This is a genomic window from Sutcliffiella halmapala (assembly GCF_002019665.1).
Lineage (GTDB): Bacteria > Bacillota > Bacilli > Bacillales > Bacillaceae_I > Sutcliffiella_A > Sutcliffiella_A halmapala.
This window is the reverse complement of the sequence record NZ_KV917375.1, coordinates 2,222,171-2,241,381: the sequence shown is the minus strand read 5'-3', so window position 1 is coordinate 2,241,381 and position 19,211 is coordinate 2,222,171. Positions and strand designations below refer to the sequence as shown.

Genomic DNA, 19,211 nt, shown 5'->3' with positions numbered 1-19,211 from the left:
TTAGATCCTTCACTTATTATTGAACTAATTTATATTCTTTTCTCGTTCCATCCGCAAATGTTACTTCTAATTCAAATTCTGTAAAATCATCTTGTAGGCCAAAAACCTCTAACACTTGCGTTAAAACCTCTTGATCCTCTGAATTAGGATCAAACTTCAGTTGTTCTAATTTTGGAGATAGTTCCTGATATGCTTCATCTCCTTTTAGTTTTTTATTTGTAATATCATCTTCAATTTCCGCTTCTCCATTGCCTTCAGCTTCAAAATCTGCTTCATATTTCACATTATCTCGATACTTTACTTCTAAATCAAACTTCTTGAACGAATGCCCTGTTTGTACCCCTTGGTTTTCCTCTGGATTATTAGCTCCGTTATCTTCTGGGGTGAAATTTTCTTCCTGATTAGGTGTATTCTCAGGAGGCGCAGATAAATTATTGTTATCTGTACCACAAGCGGTAACTAGTACTGCAGTTAGTAGTAAATTCATTACGGTAATCATTGATTTAGCTGAAAGTATTTTTTTCATCTCTTGATCCTCCTACTTGTTAGTTATTGGCTCTATCAAACATCGCTGTTGATTTCCGCACAAGGCTTCAATCAACAGCTAGGTTCAAAAAATCAACACTGACCTTTAACAGTGCCTAGTTATTAATTATTTTAACCAGATGGTAGAGTATTTACCCAAAATTGCTAATGTAAAAACAATCAACATGCATCTGAGCTAGCTGCGAATTTTATCCATACTCCAATAATGAACGATAACCAAGCTGATCCTGCTACAAATCCAGCAAGGACATCTAGTGGGAAGTGGACTCCTAAATAAATTCGACTTAAACCGATTAAAATGATAAAAGTGGCTGTGGATAGAATTATGGCTATTTTTATCTTTTTTACATGCACCATAGAAATTAGCAAAAAAGCTATCATTCCATAAAATGCAAATGAGTTCATAGAGTGTCCACTTGGAAAGCTATAATAGTTCACATCTACAAGATGATCAAGACTTGGCCTTTCTCTTGTATACATACTCTTTAAGAAATGATTAAGTAAGCTCACTCCAATTAAATTTGCCCATACGATTATTAGCGAACGAAAGTACTTCTTATAAATAAGAAATAGCGAAAAAAGTCCTAATGCCGGATAGAAAAACTTACGTGAACCAAGGAAAGAAAGAAAAATAAAGAAACGATCTATCCCACCCAGTTGATAGAAAGCTTCTCCAATTTTTGTGTCCAGTACTTCCATTCCATCCATGCTTACTATATATCCCAGTACTAAAAGTAATAAGCTTAAAAAGATACTACATCTAAAGAAATGTAGTGCTCGAGCATTCATTGTACTGCAACAACTCCTTATACCAATAAAAAAACTAACCCTAGCAGTTATAATTAGGGTTAGCTTTTCCATTCATTTATAAACTTTTTAATAGTAATTTTTTCAAGAGTGGAAATAAAACCTCAGAAAGTTCATCTATATTAGGGACAAGAATACTATACTTTCCATACATGTTTTGAATGGTCTTTACTTGACTTTCTTCAATTTCCCCATTAGCAAGAAATACATTAATGACTTCAATGCCACTTTTTCGCGCATCCATGACAGCCTGATGAGTATCGATAATCCCATTTTGCTCATATTGCATAGCAGCAGGCTCACCATCAGAAAAAACTAATAAAAACTTCTGTTTTTCACTTCTATTCAATAACCGCTTTGTCATATGTCGTATGGCATAGCCGTCTCGATTGTCTTCCTCAGGTTCTAACTGAAGAATCTCTGGACCAGTAGTAAGACGAAGACTTGATGAAAAATCAATGACCGTTTTCAAATAATTTGGTTGGCTAGTAGCAGTCGCGTCATTCGTATCTTCCCAAAATCCAACTACTTCATGTGGAACAAATACCGATTTAAGTGCTTCATGAAATAATGTAATCCCATACTTTGTTTGTTCCATCTTATCAAACATGGAAGCAGAGCAATCGACTAGTAACGAAAAAACAGCATCAATTTCGATCGATGGATTATCTTTTTTATAGAACATCTTCGGGTTATTTTCTATGAACCAAGGTAATAATTTTTTACTTAATCGTCCAAAAGCTAAATCATTACGAGGTAAAATCTTTTTATGTTCTAATGTTTTTTGAATTAATTGCTTTAGTTTTTTCTGAAAAGAAGATACGAACAATTTGTATTCTTCGTATTCTCTTTTCTGTTCTGGAGTAATTGAAATTGGTGAAAGAAAAATAGGATAAGCATACTTATTTTCCTTACCGAATTCAGTGGTTGAACCACCTTCCTTTACTGCATGATCAAGCATCTCCAAAGCTTCCAGTTTTGAGTAGTCATTTTTATTCGTTTGTTTACTCGATCCCTGTACAAAGCCCATTGCTTGATCGCCATCTTCTCCCTCTCTTCCACCTTGTCCCATTAGATCCATTTTCGTTCCTTGTTCTAAATCAAACTGTAAAAAGCTTTTTGTAGCAGATTCTGTTTCTCGATGCCAAGTCGGAAGTTTTTCTTCATGAATATCAGTATCATCTTTTTCTTCCACTTCTTTTTTATCATTATTTTTTAACTCACTCTTTCTTTTCATCTCATCAAAAGTAAGCCCATCTTGCAATTCTTCTTTTTCAGCGAAATCCGGGAGTAAGAAATACATATTTAACATATCTCTTTCAACAAGCTCTTCAAAGACTTCTAGGATGTTTCGGCAAATTTTCTCTATGTCTTTAGTAGACGTTGCTTCGTAGCACTTAGATGCTTCCGCACGAATAAAAGGAAGAGCTAAATTAGTTTCTTCACTTACAATTGGAATATCCTCCAATGGATTATCTGTCGTAAGCAATAAGTAGAGTAAATTATAGAAAGCATCAGTCGTAATATTCCGCTCAAGATTTACCTTTAATTGACTTCTAAAGTATTTTCGATACTCCTGTCTTCTTGATAAAAAAGTTTTCGTAGTACCAGGTCTTTCACGTTTACAAATTTCTTCTAATCGCAGATCCTCTAACAGCATAAAAAGTTGTCTGCCAAAACTAGGTATTTTTTTATTTTTTTCACTTCTAATAAAAGTAGAGATGCAAGAAAAATCCGTATGATGGATAGTTCCCACACTTCGTAAGTAAACGTCACTTTTTAAGCCATTCACTTTTTCTGTATAGGGGTGATTATCCCAAAATAAGCTGATAAAAAGTTTCTTATCAAAAGGATCATAGTAAGACTTAAATGCATACTCCACTTCTAGTAGATCCTTTTTCGCCAAAGATACTGCTAAATCGGCAAGTTCCATGAACAAAAAAGAATCAATTTTTTTATCGTTAAAGACAATAGGTTTCAAAACGAATCCCTCACTCGAACAAAGTTTGTGCAACATTCATAATTGCTGCTTTTTCACGTTCATCTTCTAATTTTTCTACAATTCCACGTTTAATCGCTCTAAGTGGGGGTAGATATATGCTTAAATCACAAGTATCGAGAAGTGCACGGACTGAAGCAGCTTCCTCTGATAGCTGACCATTCTTCACGAGGGCAATGAGATCAGCAGATAACGTTACAAATTTATTTAACAATTTCTCATCTTTTAGTTTTGATTGCTCTTTAAGAACTTGATGTAATACATCTCCTTGAATATATGGAACATCTATCACAACGAATCGATTTTTCAGCGCTTCATTCAGTGGAACCGTTCCCACATAGCCTTCATTAATCGCTGCAATCACACCAAATTCCTTTTTAGCAGATACAACCTCACCTGTAAATGGATTCGTGATTGTTTTTCGGTAATCTAATACACCGTTTAAGATAGGAAGTGTCTCAGGCTTCGCCATATTCACTTCATCAATGTAAAGCAGATGTCCTTCTTTCATTGCTTGTATAACAGGACCTGCAACGAATTCAATGGATGCTTGGTCATTGATATGTTGAATCGTTTTAAAGCCTAATAAAGCCTCTGCATCTAAATCCACGGAACAATTTATACTATGCATGGGCTTTTGAAAAACCGAAGAAAGTGTTTCTGCAAGCTTCGTCTTTCCAGAACCTGTTGGACCTTTTAATAACACATTTTTACCTAGTGATAACGCAATGATTGCGTCAAAGATTATGCTATCGTCAGAGGACGTATAACCCGCATTCCCAATCAAACTAGAATGCTCCTTGCTAGCTGTATTTTGATTTATTACTTCTTGAATTTCTGTGGGTAGATTTTTTATATTAAACAAAGTAATAGACTCCTTTTCTATATATCGAGATATTCACACCACTATTATTTCACAAGTTTTTTATCAGGATTAGTTTTCATACATCATTTTCCGGATATTTTATGTTTGTATTTTTATCATTAGCTATAACAAAAACCATTAGTATAAAAAGCCCTATAAACTTGAAAAAAGCTGCTGACAAATAGTTGTCAACAGCTTAATTTATTATAGCAATATTTATGAAAGTCTTAAAGTAAAAAGATTTATGTTATATTCACTTATTTAATACTGTCTACTTCTTTGACTACTTTTTTCTTACCAGAAATAATCCAAGCTCCCACTGCTATTCCTATTAAGACAATCCAGAATAATGCTTTAAACAATGGAGAGTGTGGGAAATGATGTGGCAAGATTCCTACGCTTTCGTGAGCTAATGTGAACAATAATAATTTAATTCCAACCCAACCAACAATCAAAAATGCTGCAGTTTCCAAGCTTGGTCGTTCTTTTAAAAGCTTAACGAATAATGTTGCAGCAAATCTCATAATCACAACTCCAACAAATCCACCAAGGAAAATGATAATGAACTGTCCACCATCAATTCCACCAATTTGAGGAAGGTTCGTTTCCGGCAATGTTAATGCTAAAGCAAAAGCAGCTAAAATCGAATCGACTGCAAAGGCAATATCGGCAATTTCTACTTTTAAAACTGTCATCCAGAAACCAGATTTTTTTTCTGGTTTCTCAACCGCAGCTGCATGCTCTGCTCTAGAAACAACAAATCGTCGCCAAATATGATTGATAGCGATAAAGAGTAAGTATGCTGCACCAAGAGCTTGAACCTGCCATATAGTAACAAGAAATGAAATAACAAATAATGACCCTAGTCTAAATACTAATGCTCCAGCAAGTCCATAGAATAACGCACGTTTTCTTTCTTCTTCCGGTAAGTGTTTTACCATGATAGCTAGTACTAACGCATTGTCTGCTGCAAGAATACCTTCAAGTGCGATAAGGACAAGCAGTACCCAGCCATATTCCAATAATAATTGAAGTTCCATTTTTTCTCCTCCTACTACAAAAGCCTCTACCTAAGAAACACGGTAAAGGCTTTTTAGACAAACATAAAAAGACCTTTACCTTAAACTGTTTTTAGTTTAGGCAAAGGTCTTGCTAACAACGAAAAAGTTGCCAATAAAGCCGGTGGCTGTCAAGCAGACACGTAATGACGGCAATATTGTTTTCATAGCTACTCCCCTTTGATGGGCTCGTAAGTATATAATTTTAATATAGTCTTATTCTAGTAGCTTACTAGTAGCGTGTCAAGTGTTTTTCAATAAAGTTTAATTATCGCCCATTTCCCGACTTTTTATTATTTCTTAAACAATGACTATGTTAAATACCGCTATTGATTTCCGCACGAGGCTTCGCTTATCCAGAGGGCGCTTGTGGAGCCTCCTCGGCTTTGCCTGTGGGGTCTCCACAAAACGCTACCTCCCGCAGGAGTCTTCGCCTCGTGCTCCAATCAACAGCTAGATACCTATAAATCAAAACTTTACTTAAACTGAGCCTAAACAAAAGAAAGACCTTGCAAAAATATTATCAATATTCAAATTTTTATGAATTAAATTCCCGACGATTATTTCTACTCCCTAAATAAAACGATTATGATATAATCACTAGATTATAATTAACTCAAAGGACTGTGGCGAGTAGATGAAACAAGTATATTCTCATTCTGAACGTATCAAATTATTTATTAGTATAGTTTTTCCAATCCTCATAACTCAGCTTGGTCTATTTTCTATGACTTTATTCGATATTATGATGACCGGTAATGTTGGGCCAAGTGATTTAGCTGGTGTTGCTATTGGTGCAGGACTTTGGGTACCCATATATACTGGTTTAAGTGGTATCCTATTGTCCATTACACCAATCGTCGCTCATTTAGTTGGAGCAAAAAAGACAGAAAGTGTTCCATTTTCCATCACTCAGGGAATATACGTGGCAATAGCGATGAGTTTGCTTGTTCTTCTAATAGGAGCAATAGGTTTGAATCCAATTCTAAATGGAATGAGTTTAGAGTCAGAGGTACGCTATATAGCAAAGTATTATTTAGTTGCTCTAGGATTTGGAGTCGTCCCTTTATTCTGTTACACCGTACTCCGATGTTTTATTGATGCTTTAGGCCACACAAGAGTTTCCATGTTTATTACTTTATCTTCTCTACCTATAAACATAATTTTAAATTATGTTCTTATTTTTGGTAAATTTGGGTTCCCTGCTTTTGGTGGCATTGGTGCTGGAATAGCATCTGCTATCACCTACTGGATTATTGCGATTATTTCATTATATATCGTACTTAAGAAAAATCCATTTACTGCGTTCCCGCTTTTCAAAACGCTTTATCCTATTTCATTTTCTAAATGGAAGGAAATATTACTAATCGGTGTGCCAATTGGGTTATCGATATTTTTTGAAACAAGCATATTTTCTGCTGTAACTCTACTGATGAGCTCCTTTGACACGATAACGATTGCCTCTCATCAAGTAGCTCTAAATTTTGCTTCCCTTCTTTATATGATTCCATTAAGTATTTCCATGGCGTTAACTATATTAATTGGGTTCGAAATTGGGGCAAATAGGACGAAAGATGCAAAGCAATATACGATTATTGGGGTGATCGCTGCAGTTGCTTTATCATCTATTTGTGCTATTTTCTTATTTTTTTATCGATCAGAAGTAGCAACTCTTTATACAAATGATCCAGATGTTATAACTTTGTCTACGGCATTCTTACTTTATGCGATATTTTTCCAACTCTCAGATGCAATTGCAGCTCCAATTCAAGGAGCATTAAGAGGATATAAAGATGTAAATGTTACATTTATACTAGCTTTGGTGTCCTATTGGTTTATCGGTTTGCCTATAGGTTATCTACTTGCCAACTATACTATTTTTGGTGCGTTTGGGTACTGGATTGGGCTAATTTGTGGACTTGCAGCAGGGGCAGTTGGTTTAACGTGGCGCTTGGTAAAAATTCAAAAAAACTTTCAATCTCGAACGCAGGTTGATTAGAACTGAGACATGGATTTTCTCCTCAATTTCCGATTCGTACTATTCTTATAGGAATAATGAAAGGGTAAATGTAGTTATTTGTCGAATATACTATTAACAGGAATTCTCACTTAAGAAATAGATTTCCTCGATTTATTTATTCCTTTTAATCATTTAACTACTATTTTTGAGGGGATTATTTATATGAATAGTTATGATATAGACAAAGTAGCATCTGTTTTAGCTTATTTTGATGGCGAACTAAAAAGATTAATCGGCTTGCTTGCACAGTATGAAAATGAAGATTACGGGAAAAAAGCAACCATTCAACAACAGATAAAACAACAATTCAAAAATGTAAAAGATGAATTAAAGAAACAAATAAAAGTATTAATTGAATTTAATTCAAATAATTTGGTTGTAGACTATCTTCTTCCCCCTTTATGTGTAGCCTATATTCATTTACAGGATATTGGAATAAACAGAATTAATCCAAATAGCATTCATAAAGTTTCAGATCTTACTTTAAAAGCTAATGCATATATCTCCAAATATTATAAACAGTTAGTTACTGAGTAATAATGAACAACAGAAAAGGCAGCCATAATGGCTGCCTTCTGTTTGTAGCAAATTATAGTTTAAAGAATGTCACACTAATTATTTTCCGATAAACATTTGAGTCCAGTAGTTTCCTGCTTCTACATGGCCTACACCAATGTGTGTAAAGTTACCGTTCATTATGTTTGCTCTGTGTCCTGACGAATTCATCCAAGCATTTACGACTTCCTCAGGGCTCTTTTGTCCCATTGCAATATTCTCACCAGCAGTACGGTAAGAGATTCCAAATTGCTTCATCATATCAAATGGAGATCCATATTTAGGACTATTATGAGAGAAGTAATTGTTTTGCTTCATATCATTTGATTTCTCTTTGGCAACTTTGCTTAACTCTGAGTCAAGCTGTAAAGGTGCTAAGCCTTGTTTTGCACGTTCCGCATTCGTTAGTTCTACTACTTTCTTTTCGAATGCACTTACTGCACTAGCTGTTTGTTCTGTTTTATTCTCACTTGGCTTTTCAGCCGGTTGTTGTGGTGCTGGTTGTTGTGGTGCCGGTGCTTGCTCCTTTGGTTGTGTAGGAGCTTTTACCTCTTCTTTAGGTGCTGGTGCTGGTTGTTGCTTTTGCTCTTCTTGCTTTGGTGCCGGTGCTTCTATTTTTTCAGCAGGCTTCTGTTCTTCTTGCTTTGGTGCTGGTGCTTCTACTTTTTCAGCAGGCTTCTGTTCTTCTTGCTTTGGTGCTTTTGGTTTTTCAGCTGCTTTTGGAACAGTTTGATTAAACTGGATCTTTACACCAAACTTTTCTTCAAGCTCTTTCATATAGTTATCAAAATATGCCTTTGCATCTTCTTGGTTTTTAAATGTAGTTATCTTCGTTCCTAAGTCACAAGTTGGTTTAACAGGTGATTTAGCTTCAGCTTTTGCATTCATTCCGAATGGTGCCACAGTTAAAACCGCAGCAGCTGTTACAGCAGTAATGATTGAAGTTTTGTTGATTTTCATAGGTGTATTTCCCCCTTGAAATAATTTTTTGTGTTTGTTGCTACACGAAAATCATACCACGGGTTTTTCGTAATATTTATGGAATAAATTCACAACTCACTTCAACCAGATTTCCAGTATAATACAATATCTTATGAGAGCTAATAATAGCAACGAGTATTAGCTCCGACGATTTTAATACAAAGTTAAATTTTTTTACCACAATTAAACAGTTCATTAAAATTATTCTAGTAAAATAGTATTGACAACCTTTTTTCAGAGCCTATTTTATTACAAATCTACATTTATTGTTACAAGTATTACATGAAAATCGTTTCATTGTCATTCTGCTAAGCTAATTACACTATAAAAAAACCAAGCCAGTTATCAGCTTGGTTGAACTATGGAAGTCAAAATATGTCCATTTACTTTTCTATCCATGTAAACATATAGTTTTTATCTTCAATTTCTTGCGCTTTTTTGACAATCTTCAACGGTTTAAAGGTATCAATCATAACAGCAAGTTCTAATGTTTCTTTTTTACCGATGCTTGCTTCTGTTGTGCCTGGATGTGGTCCATGCGGAATGCCAGAAGGGTGCAGAGTAATCGATCCCTCTTTGATCCCTTTTCGACTCATAAAGTTCCCTTCCACATAGTATAACAATTCATCGCTATTTACATTACTATGATAATATGGAGCTGGAATTGCTTCTGGATGGTAATCATAAAGTCTTGGCACAAAAGAACAAACAACAAAATTATGTCCTTCAAAAGTTTGATGTACAGGTGGTGGTTGATGAACTCGACCTGTAATTGGTTCAAAATCTTCTATATTAAAGACCCATGGGTATAAATATCCATCCCACCCTACTACATCTAATGGATGATGACCAAGAATATGAGAGTGAATGTACCCTCGAGACTTAGTTAGAACTTTATATTCTCCCTTTTCATGATGCGTTTCTAACACCTCTGGCCCTCGGAAATCACGTTCGCAAAATGGACTATGCTCTAGCAATTGCCCATATTCGTTACGATATCTGCGTGGTGTCGTAATCTGACTGAAGGATTCAATGAACAATATCTTAGTATCCTCAGCTGGGACAACTCGATAAATCGTTCCAATAGGAATAATCACATAATCACCAGAACGATAGCTTAACGTTCCAAACATAGTTTCCACTTTTCCAGTACCATGGTGAATATATAAAAGCTCATCTCCATCACCATTACGATAATGATTTTTCATTTCCTCAGTCACATTAGCAGTACCAATCAGCAAATCACTATTTCCAAGTAAGTATTCTCTAGCATCAATAGCATTTCCACTTTTCTGAATCGAAGTGGTCATCAGGTGCCGATGATTTAAAGCCGTATGTTCTTCATACTCTGGTAGATAACTAGAAAGAACCTCCGACTTTACTACCTCAGTTGGCAAGTAATGATGGTAGAGGATAGATTGGGTTCCAGAGAAACCTTTTGTCCCCATCACTTGCTCACGATAAAGATTACCATCTTCTTTTTTAAATTTTGTATGTCTTTTATGTGGAATGTCTCCCATCGTTCGATAATACATAAGATCACCTCTTCTACCTATTTAATCGTATTCACAATTTTTCCTAGTCCTGTAATTTCTAACTCTACTTTATCACCAGGTTCAAGCCAGCGATGCACCTCAGTTCCAAGCTCTAAGATACATCCAGTACCCACCGTTCCCGATCCGATGACTTCTCCTGGATATAAAGTAACACCGGTTGATGCACGTTCTATCATTTGCCCAAATGTATAATAGATATCTTGAAAATTGCCCTGTGAAAGCAATTTTCCGTTGACCCTAGCCTTCATCGACAAATCATACTTCCCATTATTAAGGTAAGGATCTAATTCATCCTTTGTCACAATTGATGGACCGATGGTGGTAGCAAAATCCTTACCTTTTGCTGGACCTAACCCAACCTTCATTTCTTTTGCTTGTAAATCCCTAGCGCTCCAGTCGTTCATCACACAATAACCAAAAATATAGGAGTCTGCTTCCTCGGCTTTAATATCTTTTCCTTCTTTTCCTATAATGCAGGCAATTTCAAGTTCATAATCTAGCCATTCACATTCAACTGGTTTTGTTATCAAATCATTTGGACCTTTAATCGCTAAATGATTGGTAAAATAAAACACCGGAATTTCATACCATTCAGGTACAACCTCTAACCCTCTTCTTGCTCTGGCAGTTCTCACATGCTCTTCAAAGGCATAAAAATCACGAACACTTTTGGGACGAGGCAGCGGTGCAAGTAAATGCACGTCACTTAAGAGATGCTTCCCCTTTTGATTTGGTAATGCATTTAATTGATTGATATAGGAATGATGCTCTTCTTGCTGTTCTATAAAATCAAGTAAATCCTTCGGCAGACGTCCTTCTGATGCTTCAAACATATCGACCACATACTCACCATCAAGCCAACCAGCTCTTTGTTCGCCATTTACATTCTTAAACGTAATGTATTTCAAGATTATCACTCACTTTTTTTCGATTCTTTACGAAGGAGTTCAAACATGTCACTTGTTGCCCTTGTATAGAAACTTCCTGCCATTCTACCGACTGGGTTTAATTTTTTCGTATCTATTTTTCCAGCATAATATAGATCTTCTGCGATATGTATCATTTCTACTTTCCCGATAACAAGACTCCCGGAACCTGGCACCTCTCCATAATGGAGAACTTCATGTAAAGTACATTCCAATTGCACACTACTTTCCTTGATTCGTGGAGGAGTAATTATCTGACTCTCTTGCTTCGTAAAGCCTGCTTCCTTAAATTCATCTACATCACTTGGAAATTCAGTAGCTGTTATGTTCATTTTTTCAACAATTTCTTCACTAACAATGTTGATGACAAATTCTCTTGTGCTTTCTATATTAACTAATGTGTCTTTTTTAGACCCATCATTTCCTCTTCGCATTGGGGAAAAACAAATAAGCATTGGATCCGCACAAATTGCGGTAAAAAAACTAAATGGTGCAATATTCCCGATTCCTTCTTTATTAATAGAAGAAACTAGGGCAATAGGTCGTGGTAAAATGGATCCTACTAATAATTTATAGGCATCTTTCCATTCAAGACTACTTGGTTGAATATTCATTGACACTCACTCATTTCTTCGCAAACTTTTTAAGGTTTGGATAAAATATTGATTATCTTCCATTGAACTTATGGTAACTCGGATAGAATTGGGGTAACCTAACGCATTACCTGACCGGACAAGAATTCCAGCCTTTAATAGTTCGCTACTTATCCAATCTCCCGACTTATCCGTATGTACCATCATAAAATTAGCCTGTGTGTGGAAAAATGTATATCCAATACTAGAAAGTTCCCTTTCTAAATATATACGGCCTTCTTCGTTTTTTTTTACACACTCTTCTCTAAAGTCTTGATCTTCTAATGCAACAATAGCTGCTGTTTGCGCTAATTGATTGACGTTGAATACCTCTTTTACTTTGTTTAATTCGGCAGCGACAAACGGGTCCATTATACCATAGCCTACTCTTAGTCCAGCTAGTCCATACACTTTGGAAAAGGTTCTCAAGATTACAAGATTGCTGAATTTTTTTAATAACGGGATAGACTGTAAATACGCATCGTTTGTTGCATATTCGTAGTATGCCTCGTCTAGTACAATTAAAATATCTTCTGGGACTTCTGCGATAAAGTCCATCAGGGCATTCTTTTCGACGATTGTTCCTGTTGGATTATTTGGGTTACAAACAAATATCATCTTGGTTTGGTCCGTAATACTTGTTAGCATTTTATCTAAATCATGGACACCATCTTTTAGTGGGACAAGGACAGGTTTTCCTCCTTCTATTGTCACATTTGTTTTATACCTTGGGAAAGTTATTTCAGCCATAACCGCTTCATCTTGCGGATTTAAAAAGGCCCTGATTAGAAGACGTATAATTTCATCGGATCCATTTCCAATAAAAAGTTGCTCCGGTTCGACTTCTAAAAAACTAGCTAATTGCGATGTAAGTAACCTTGCTGCTCCGTCAGGATATGCGAATAAATGGTCAAGCTGGTTCAATAAATGGTTTTTCACCTTAGTAGAACACCCGAAGACATTTTCAATCTCAGATAAATTCCTGATACTTGGTAAACCAAGCTCTATTTGTAATTGCTCCAAATTTTTACTCAACGGATATGCAGTTACTAGCTGTAATATATCTCGACTTTTTACTTTCACCACCAAAACAATACCCCCATTTGATTCTTCTAAGCTCTTTTCTTTATCCAAGCTGACATAGTTGGGTAACTATCCTTCGCTCTATAGAGAAAACAACTTTTAAAAAAGGAGGCGCTATACCTCCTTTTCAAACTTGCTTATAAATTTCCTCTTAATTCTTGTTCTCTTTCAATGGATTCGAATAACGCTTTAAAGTTACCTTCACCAAATCCTTTTGCTCCTTTACGCTGAATGACTTCAATAAAGAGTGTAGGACGATCCACAATTGGTTTCGTGAAAATTTGTAATAAATAGCCTTCGTCGTCCCGATCTACAAGAATACTTAATTCACGAAGCTTCGCGATTTCTTCATCAATTTCACCAACTCTTTCTGAAAGCATTTCATAATACGTATCAGGTGTACTTAGGAACTCCACTCCGTTTTCCTTTAACTTACTTACAGTTTGAACAATATCTTCCGTTAAGATGGCGATATGCTGTACACCTGCACCATTGAAGAACTCTAAGTATTCTTCAATTTGGGATTTTCTCTTTCCTTCAGCAGGTTCATTGATTGGGAATTTAATACGTCCTCCATTATGCATAACCTTCGACATTAACGCGGAATACTCGGTATTAATATCTTTATCTGTAAAATGAGTCATTTCTTTAAAGCCCATCACCTTTTCATAATAAGCAACCCATTCTTCCATTTGCTCCACATTACCTACAACATGATCAATTCCAATAATGCCGGCATCTTTTACCGGTGTGGAATTTTTATACGCTCTAAATCCTGGCATAAAGACACCTTTATAATTTTTACGCTCTACTAATGTGTGGATGGTATCCCCATATGTACCAATTACCGCTTTTACGACAGTACCATGCTCATCTGTTAAAGCCTGTGGAGGCAAAATAGCAATGGCACCTCTTTCTACCGCTACATTGTAAGCCTTTTCAACATCATCTACTACAAGAGCAATGTCCTTAACTCCGTCCCCGTGTTTTTTTACAAATTCTGAAATTCTTGTGTCTTGTTTCAATGAACCTGTAATGACAAGACGAACATTTCGTTGCTTTAACACATACGATACCGTCTCTCTGTTCCCAGTCTCTAGTCCAGAATAAGCAATAGGCTCGAACCCGAAAGTCGTCGTAAAGAAGTGTGTAGCTTGCTTAGCATTTCCTGTGTAAATTTCTAAGTAATCAACATCTTTCACTGGAAAAAAATCTTCTACCTGATTTTGGTTTTGCATCGTTTTTTCAAAAGTCATTTCGTTTCCCTCCAAATATAGCGAAATATAAGTTTATTCTGAATTTACTATAATCTATTCATTACTTTCCTAGCAAGAGTGCCATTTAAAGCTAGAATGCTTTGCCGTACAAAAGCATCCTAGCAGATTAATTGAATGTACATACACAAAACATTAAACAATTACCTTCTGATTATTTGAAGAAGGTGCCTTATGAATTGCTTTATTTGATAAATCGTCAAGAGATTCTAGTAAGCTCTCATTTATACTTGGATGAGGGTAGAGTGGAAATAGTAAATCCTCTTCTCTACCTACCATTTCTAGTGCAAAAGTACCGGACGAAATAAGCTCGATAGCACCTAATCCGATAATATGAACTCCAAGTACTAGTTCAGTATCCTTTTCACTAATTGTTTTCACGAACCCGTCTTTTTGTCCAAGTATAGAGGCATAACCACTCGTTTTTAAGGAGGATTCTCCAATATTGATCTCATGCCCACTTTCTCTAGCTTCAATTTCTGTTAGACCTACTGAAGCGATAGGTGGAATCGTATGTAGAACTCTCGGGATAAAAGTTAAATCAACTTCTGAAGATATACCAGCTATACTTTCAGCAGCTACTTTACCTTGCTTAATTGCTTTTACAGCGAGTGCCGGGCCAGGTGTTATGTCACCAATAGCATAAATATTAGATTTATTAGTCTGGCAAACTTCGTTGATGTCAATCCAACCGTTATGGGTTAGCTTTATCCCCGCTCGATCTAAACCTAAATTTTCATTGACTGGCATTGTTTCTGCTGCAACAAAAAAATGGGTTCCCATACATTTTTGCGTTTGCTCTTCTTTGTTCTTCAGTTCGATTACCCAGCCTTCATCTGACAGTTGCGCGCTCTCTACGCTTACACCTTTGATCATTTTTATCTTTTGCTTTTTGAATTGTCTTGTTAGTTCTTTATTAATAGAAGTGTCGAATGTGAATTCTGTTTGATTTTTAGGAAATATGATCGTTATTTCAGAACCAAGCTTCCGAAAGCTCATTGCTGCTTCCAATGTAATATCGTCACTTCCATAAAGAATGAGTTCGCTTGGAAGTTCTTCGAGTTTCCAAATGGATGTAACTGTGAGGTGATTATCCCTTATATTTAGCAGTGGCTTTTTGTGACTACCTGTAGCGATGATCGCATGTTTAAAAGTATAAGTATCATATTGATGCCCCCACTCAACCCCAATTTTTTCAGAGGAAATAAAGGTGGCTTCTCCTTTTATCAGTTCGATTTTATTCGCTTTACAAAGAGCTTCGATTCCTTTTTTCAACTGATTTATGGTGCTTACTTTATATTCCTGTAAAGTAGGAAGATTAAATGTAGCCGGACTTGTTTGAATTCCCATTTTGTTCATCGAGCTTAATTGATTGAGTTGTTGTGCAGCAGCGGTATGAACTTTGGATGGAATACACCCTTCATTTAAGCAGACTCCCCCAAGCTCTCCTTTTTCAATTAGTGTCACCTGTAACCCTAGTTGTGCTGCACGAATGGCTGCATGATAACCTCCTGGTCCACCGCCTATGATTATTACATCTCTTTCTTGTGTTAGTTCTCCAACTACCATTTAAACCAACTCCAGCAATAATAGTTTAGGTTCTTCTAATAATTCAGTTAGTCTATTGGTAAAGGCTACTGCTGTGGCACCATCTGCTACCCGATGGTCAAAGGACATGGAGATATTCATCATTGATCTAATCACAATCTCCTCCTGTTCATTAACTACAGGTCTTTTTTTCGTTTTGTGGAAAGAAATTAATCCCACCTCAGGCTGATTTATAATTGGTGTTGCTCCGATACTACCACCTAAAGGACCGACATTACTTATGGTAAAGGTTCCTCCTGAAATATCCGCAATGGTAAGTTTGTTTTCTAATGCTTTTTTCGTTAATTGTTTAAGTTCTCCATGTATTTCCTTCAAGGATTTCGATTCAACATTGCGAACGATTGGCACGATTAATCCCTCTTCGGTATCTATTGCCACTCCAATATGGTGATTTTCATATAAATCTATCAAAGCTTGTTCTTCGTTTAATCGCGCATTAAATATCGGAAACTCCTTTAATGCGATTGAGATAGCTTTTATAAATATTGCAGTAGCTGAAATGTTCACATTGCGTCTTTTCCAAAGCTCACGAATCTCTAAGATGTTTGTAACATCCACTTCTTCAAAATGAGTGCAATGAGGAATCGTGTAGAGAGATTGTGACATTTTATTTGCAATTTGCTTCCTTCTACCTTTGAACGGGATAGAAGTATTCTTTGTCACTTTGGTTGTGATCTGCTGGGATAACGCTTCTTGTTCGTGCGTTTTAACTAGTTCTATTTCAGTTGCTGGGTGATTTTTTTGTTTTGCAAAAGTAAGAATATCATCATCAGTGATTCGTCCAGCAGGCCCCGTCCCCTTTACTAACTCAATATTAATACCATGTTCTCTTGCAAGCTTTCTTGTAAATGGTGCTGCCATAATTCGCTTCGTTGAACTTTTTTTGTTGGTCAGATTCGTCTCTTCTCGCTGTTCTTGGTTTAAAGAAATGGGAGTTTCTATGGTTGGTGCAATTTCTTCAAGCGATGCCTTACTTGATGTATCAACATCTAGTACAAAGATAGTCGTACCTACTGGAATAGTCTGACCTACTTCTACTTTAATCTCTTTAATCGTCCCAGCATATGGCGCAGGAATTTCAGCTGTCATTTTATCAGTCTGTACCTCCACTAATGGTTCATCTGGATTTACATGATCTCCTGGTTTTACAAATAGGGCTAACACATCTGCTTGTGTCATGCCCTCTCCAATATCATGAAGTTTCACTTCTATCATCATTCCACCTCCTAAAACTTCATTACTTTCTCAATAGCCGCGATAACCCGTTGACTAGTTGGTAAATAATAGTCTTCAAATCCAAAATATGGGACTGGCACATCATATCCGGTTACACGTTCAATTGGAGCTCTTTGATATAGAAAAGAATGATCATTTATAATTGCTGTGATATCCCCACTCACACTTGTAGCTGCATGTGCCTCATGAATAATGACAGTTCTTCCTGTTTTCTGAACAGATTCCGTAATAATATCCTTATCGATTGGATATAGACTTCGTAAATCGATTACTTCACAACTAATCCCTTTGTCTTCCATTTGTTTTGCCGCTTGTAATGCTACAGGAATCATAGCTCCCCATCCAATAACAGTAACATCGTCGCCTTCTTTACAGAGCTTACCTTTGCCGATTTCTACCGTATATTTCCCTTCTGGCACTTCTTCCCGTACAGAACGGTAACAGCGCATTGGTTCTAAAAACAACACGGGATCTGGATCCTCAATCGCTGCAATTATTAGCCCTTTTGCATCATAAGGATTCGAAGGACAAACTACTTTAATTCCTGGCATATGGGTAAAAATAGCTTCCGTACTATCCGAATGAATTTCAGGTGCGCGAACTCCCGCTCCATATGGGGCACGAATAACCATTGGTGCGGTAAAATGACCCATCGTTCTCGCTCTTATTCGTGATGCATGCGTCATAATTTGTTCATAAGCTGGATAGATAAATCCTAAAAATTGAATTTCCACAACAGGTCTAAATCCATTGATTGCCATGCCTATTGCAGCACCTACAAAGCCCGCTTCACTTAATGGTGTATCAAGTACACGTTCCACACCGTACTTAGCTTGTAATCCATCAGTTGCACGGAAGACTCCTCCATTCACACCAATATCTTCCCCCATGAGTAAAACCCGTTCATCATGCTGTAGCATTGTATCTAAACCATCTGTAATGGCTTGCACCATTGTTAAGGTATTTGTCTTAACAGCTGTTTTCATTCGTTTTCACCTCTTAGCACTTGAAGAAGTTCTTCTTTTTGTTGGGCAATTCCCCAGGTAGGTTTTTCAAACACATAATCAAACATGTCCGCTGGGTTTGCTTTCGGAAAACGTTCCATTTCTGAAATAGCAGCATCTATTTCTTCTGAGATTTCTGCTAGTAATGCACTTTTATGATTTTCGTCAAACCAACCATTATTTTTCATAAAGCGTTCTAAACGAAGAATAGGATCATTATCTTTTCTTCTTTTTTCACTTTCCGCTTGATTTCGATATTTCGTCGGGTCATCTGCTGTCGTATGTGCACCATATCTCCACGTCATAGCTTCTATTAAAGTCGGTCCGTCTCCGTTTCTTGCTCTTTTTAATGCTTCTTGAGTGTAAAAATAAACGGCAAATATATCATTTCCATCTATTCGATATCCTGGTATATCATAAGCTAATGATTTTTGCGCAATCGTAGAAGTTTTCATTTGTTTCGTCATAGGAACAGATATCGCAAAATGATTATTTTGATTAAAGAAGACAACCGGCGCATTCAGTACACTTGCAAAGTTTAATCCCTCATGGAAGTCACCCTCTGATGTTGCACCATCTCCAAAGTAGACAATACTAGCATTTTTTGTGCCTTTTCTTTTTTCTGCATAAGCAGCTCCCACTGCATGTGGGAGTTGTGTTGCTATTGGGATACCTGGCGGAAATACTTTTTTTCCTTCAGCAGGAACACAGCCTTCATTTCTCCCATTCCAAAACAGGAGAATATTACGTAGAGAGTGACCAAACGTCATTGTTGCACCGTGATCACGATAAGAAGGAAATAACCAATCATCTTGGGACAAAGCCAATGCACTCCCCACTTGAGATGCCTCTTGTCCCTCATAGGGAGCGTAGGTTCCAATTCGACCTTGACGCTGTAAACTAACCGCCTTTTTGTCGAAAGTACGAATACGAAGTACATGCTTATAAAATTTCTCGGTAAGTTCTTTCGTTATTTTTGAACTGTATTCTTGCTTTTCTATGTTTCCATTCACATCCATCAATTGTATGATTGGAAATTGCTTCTCCATCTTATTCCCCTC

17 protein-coding genes are annotated in these 19,211 nt (G+C 36.6%); 2 read left to right on the top strand and 15 right to left on the bottom strand.

Annotated elements, in window-relative coordinates:
- Window positions 1-16: 16 nt before the first annotated feature.
- The 5 genes from BK580_RS10980 to BK580_RS10960 form a co-directional block, all read right to left on the bottom strand.
- Complete coding sequence (locus BK580_RS10980) at window positions 17-526, bottom strand: YusW family protein (RefSeq protein ID WP_078380363.1); 510 nt, start codon at window positions 524-526, stop codon at window positions 17-19.
- 179 nt (window positions 527-705) lie between these two features.
- Window positions 706-1,335: a phosphatase PAP2 family protein gene (locus BK580_RS10975; RefSeq protein ID WP_169864937.1), complete on the bottom strand. Its 630-nt coding sequence runs from the start codon at window positions 1,333-1,335 to the stop codon at window positions 706-708.
- Between the two features lie 76 nt (window positions 1,336-1,411).
- Window positions 1,412-3,334 (bottom strand): vWA domain-containing protein, encoded by a 1,923-nt coding sequence (locus BK580_RS10970; protein ID WP_078380361.1) that lies wholly within the window; start codon window positions 3,332-3,334, stop codon window positions 1,412-1,414.
- Window positions 3,335-3,344: 10 nt separating this feature from the next.
- Window positions 3,345-4,217: an AAA family ATPase gene (locus tag BK580_RS10965; RefSeq protein ID WP_078380360.1), complete on the bottom strand. Its 873-nt coding sequence runs from the start codon at window positions 4,215-4,217 to the stop codon at window positions 3,345-3,347.
- Between the two features lie 257 nt (window positions 4,218-4,474).
- Window positions 4,475-5,257: a TerC family protein gene (locus BK580_RS10960; protein WP_078380359.1), complete on the bottom strand. Its 783-nt coding sequence runs from the start codon at window positions 5,255-5,257 to the stop codon at window positions 4,475-4,477.
- Between the two features lie 655 nt (window positions 5,258-5,912).
- Between BK580_RS10960 and BK580_RS10955 the strand changes: the two genes are divergently transcribed.
- On the top strand, window positions 5,913-7,274 hold the full coding sequence (locus BK580_RS10955; protein ID WP_078380358.1) for an MATE family efflux transporter: 1,362 nt from the start codon (window positions 5,913-5,915) through the stop codon (window positions 7,272-7,274).
- Window positions 7,275-7,457: 183 nt separating this feature from the next.
- A complete protein-coding gene (locus BK580_RS10950; protein ID WP_078380357.1) occupies window positions 7,458-7,832 on the top strand; it encodes a hypothetical protein in 375 nt (124 codons plus the stop codon).
- A 78-nt stretch (window positions 7,833-7,910) separates the two neighbouring features.
- On the opposite strand, the gene BK580_RS10945 is transcribed toward BK580_RS10950, so the two are convergent.
- From BK580_RS10945 to pdhA, 10 genes are all read right to left on the bottom strand, one after another.
- Window positions 7,911-8,810 carry a CAP domain-containing protein gene (locus BK580_RS10945; protein ID WP_078380356.1) on the bottom strand — a complete coding sequence of 300 codons (900 nt, stop codon included), beginning with the start codon at window positions 8,808-8,810 and terminating at the stop codon, window positions 7,911-7,913.
- Between the two features lie 404 nt (window positions 8,811-9,214).
- Window positions 9,215-10,366, bottom strand: a complete 1,152-nt coding sequence (locus BK580_RS10940) for a homogentisate 1,2-dioxygenase (RefSeq protein WP_078380355.1) — start codon at window positions 10,364-10,366, stop codon at window positions 9,215-9,217.
- Window positions 10,367-10,383: 17 nt separating this feature from the next.
- Window positions 10,384-11,295, bottom strand: a complete 912-nt coding sequence (locus BK580_RS10935; RefSeq protein WP_078380354.1) for a fumarylacetoacetate hydrolase family protein — start codon at window positions 11,293-11,295, stop codon at window positions 10,384-10,386.
- A 5-nt stretch (window positions 11,296-11,300) separates the two neighbouring features.
- Complete coding sequence (locus tag BK580_RS10930) at window positions 11,301-11,927, bottom strand: flavin reductase family protein (protein ID WP_078380353.1); 627 nt, start codon at window positions 11,925-11,927, stop codon at window positions 11,301-11,303.
- 6 nt (window positions 11,928-11,933) lie between these two features.
- Window positions 11,934-13,031 carry a histidinol-phosphate transaminase gene (gene hisC, locus BK580_RS10925; RefSeq protein WP_235864033.1) on the bottom strand — a complete coding sequence of 366 codons (1,098 nt, stop codon included), beginning with the start codon at window positions 13,029-13,031 and terminating at the stop codon, window positions 11,934-11,936.
- Between the two features lie 134 nt (window positions 13,032-13,165).
- Entirely contained in the window at window positions 13,166-14,284 is a 1,119-nt protein-coding gene (gene hppD, locus BK580_RS10920; RefSeq protein ID WP_078380351.1) for a 4-hydroxyphenylpyruvate dioxygenase, read from the bottom strand.
- A 153-nt stretch (window positions 14,285-14,437) separates the two neighbouring features.
- Window positions 14,438-15,871, bottom strand: coding sequence for a dihydrolipoyl dehydrogenase (lpdA, locus tag BK580_RS10915; protein ID WP_078380350.1), 1,434 nt, complete (start codon window positions 15,869-15,871; stop codon window positions 14,438-14,440).
- Window positions 15,872-17,122 carry a dihydrolipoamide acetyltransferase family protein gene (locus BK580_RS10910; RefSeq protein WP_078382737.1) on the bottom strand — a complete coding sequence of 417 codons (1,251 nt, stop codon included), beginning with the start codon at window positions 17,120-17,122 and terminating at the stop codon, window positions 15,872-15,874.
- Between the two features lie 14 nt (window positions 17,123-17,136).
- Window positions 17,137-18,132: an alpha-ketoacid dehydrogenase subunit beta gene (locus BK580_RS10905; RefSeq protein ID WP_078380349.1), complete on the bottom strand. Its 996-nt coding sequence runs from the start codon at window positions 18,130-18,132 to the stop codon at window positions 17,137-17,139.
- Complete coding sequence (gene pdhA, locus BK580_RS10900; RefSeq protein WP_078380348.1) at window positions 18,129-19,199, bottom strand: pyruvate dehydrogenase (acetyl-transferring) E1 component subunit alpha; 1,071 nt, start codon at window positions 19,197-19,199, stop codon at window positions 18,129-18,131. Before pdhA ends, BK580_RS10905 begins: the two co-directional genes overlap by 4 nt.
- Window positions 19,200-19,211 lie beyond the last annotated feature (12 nt).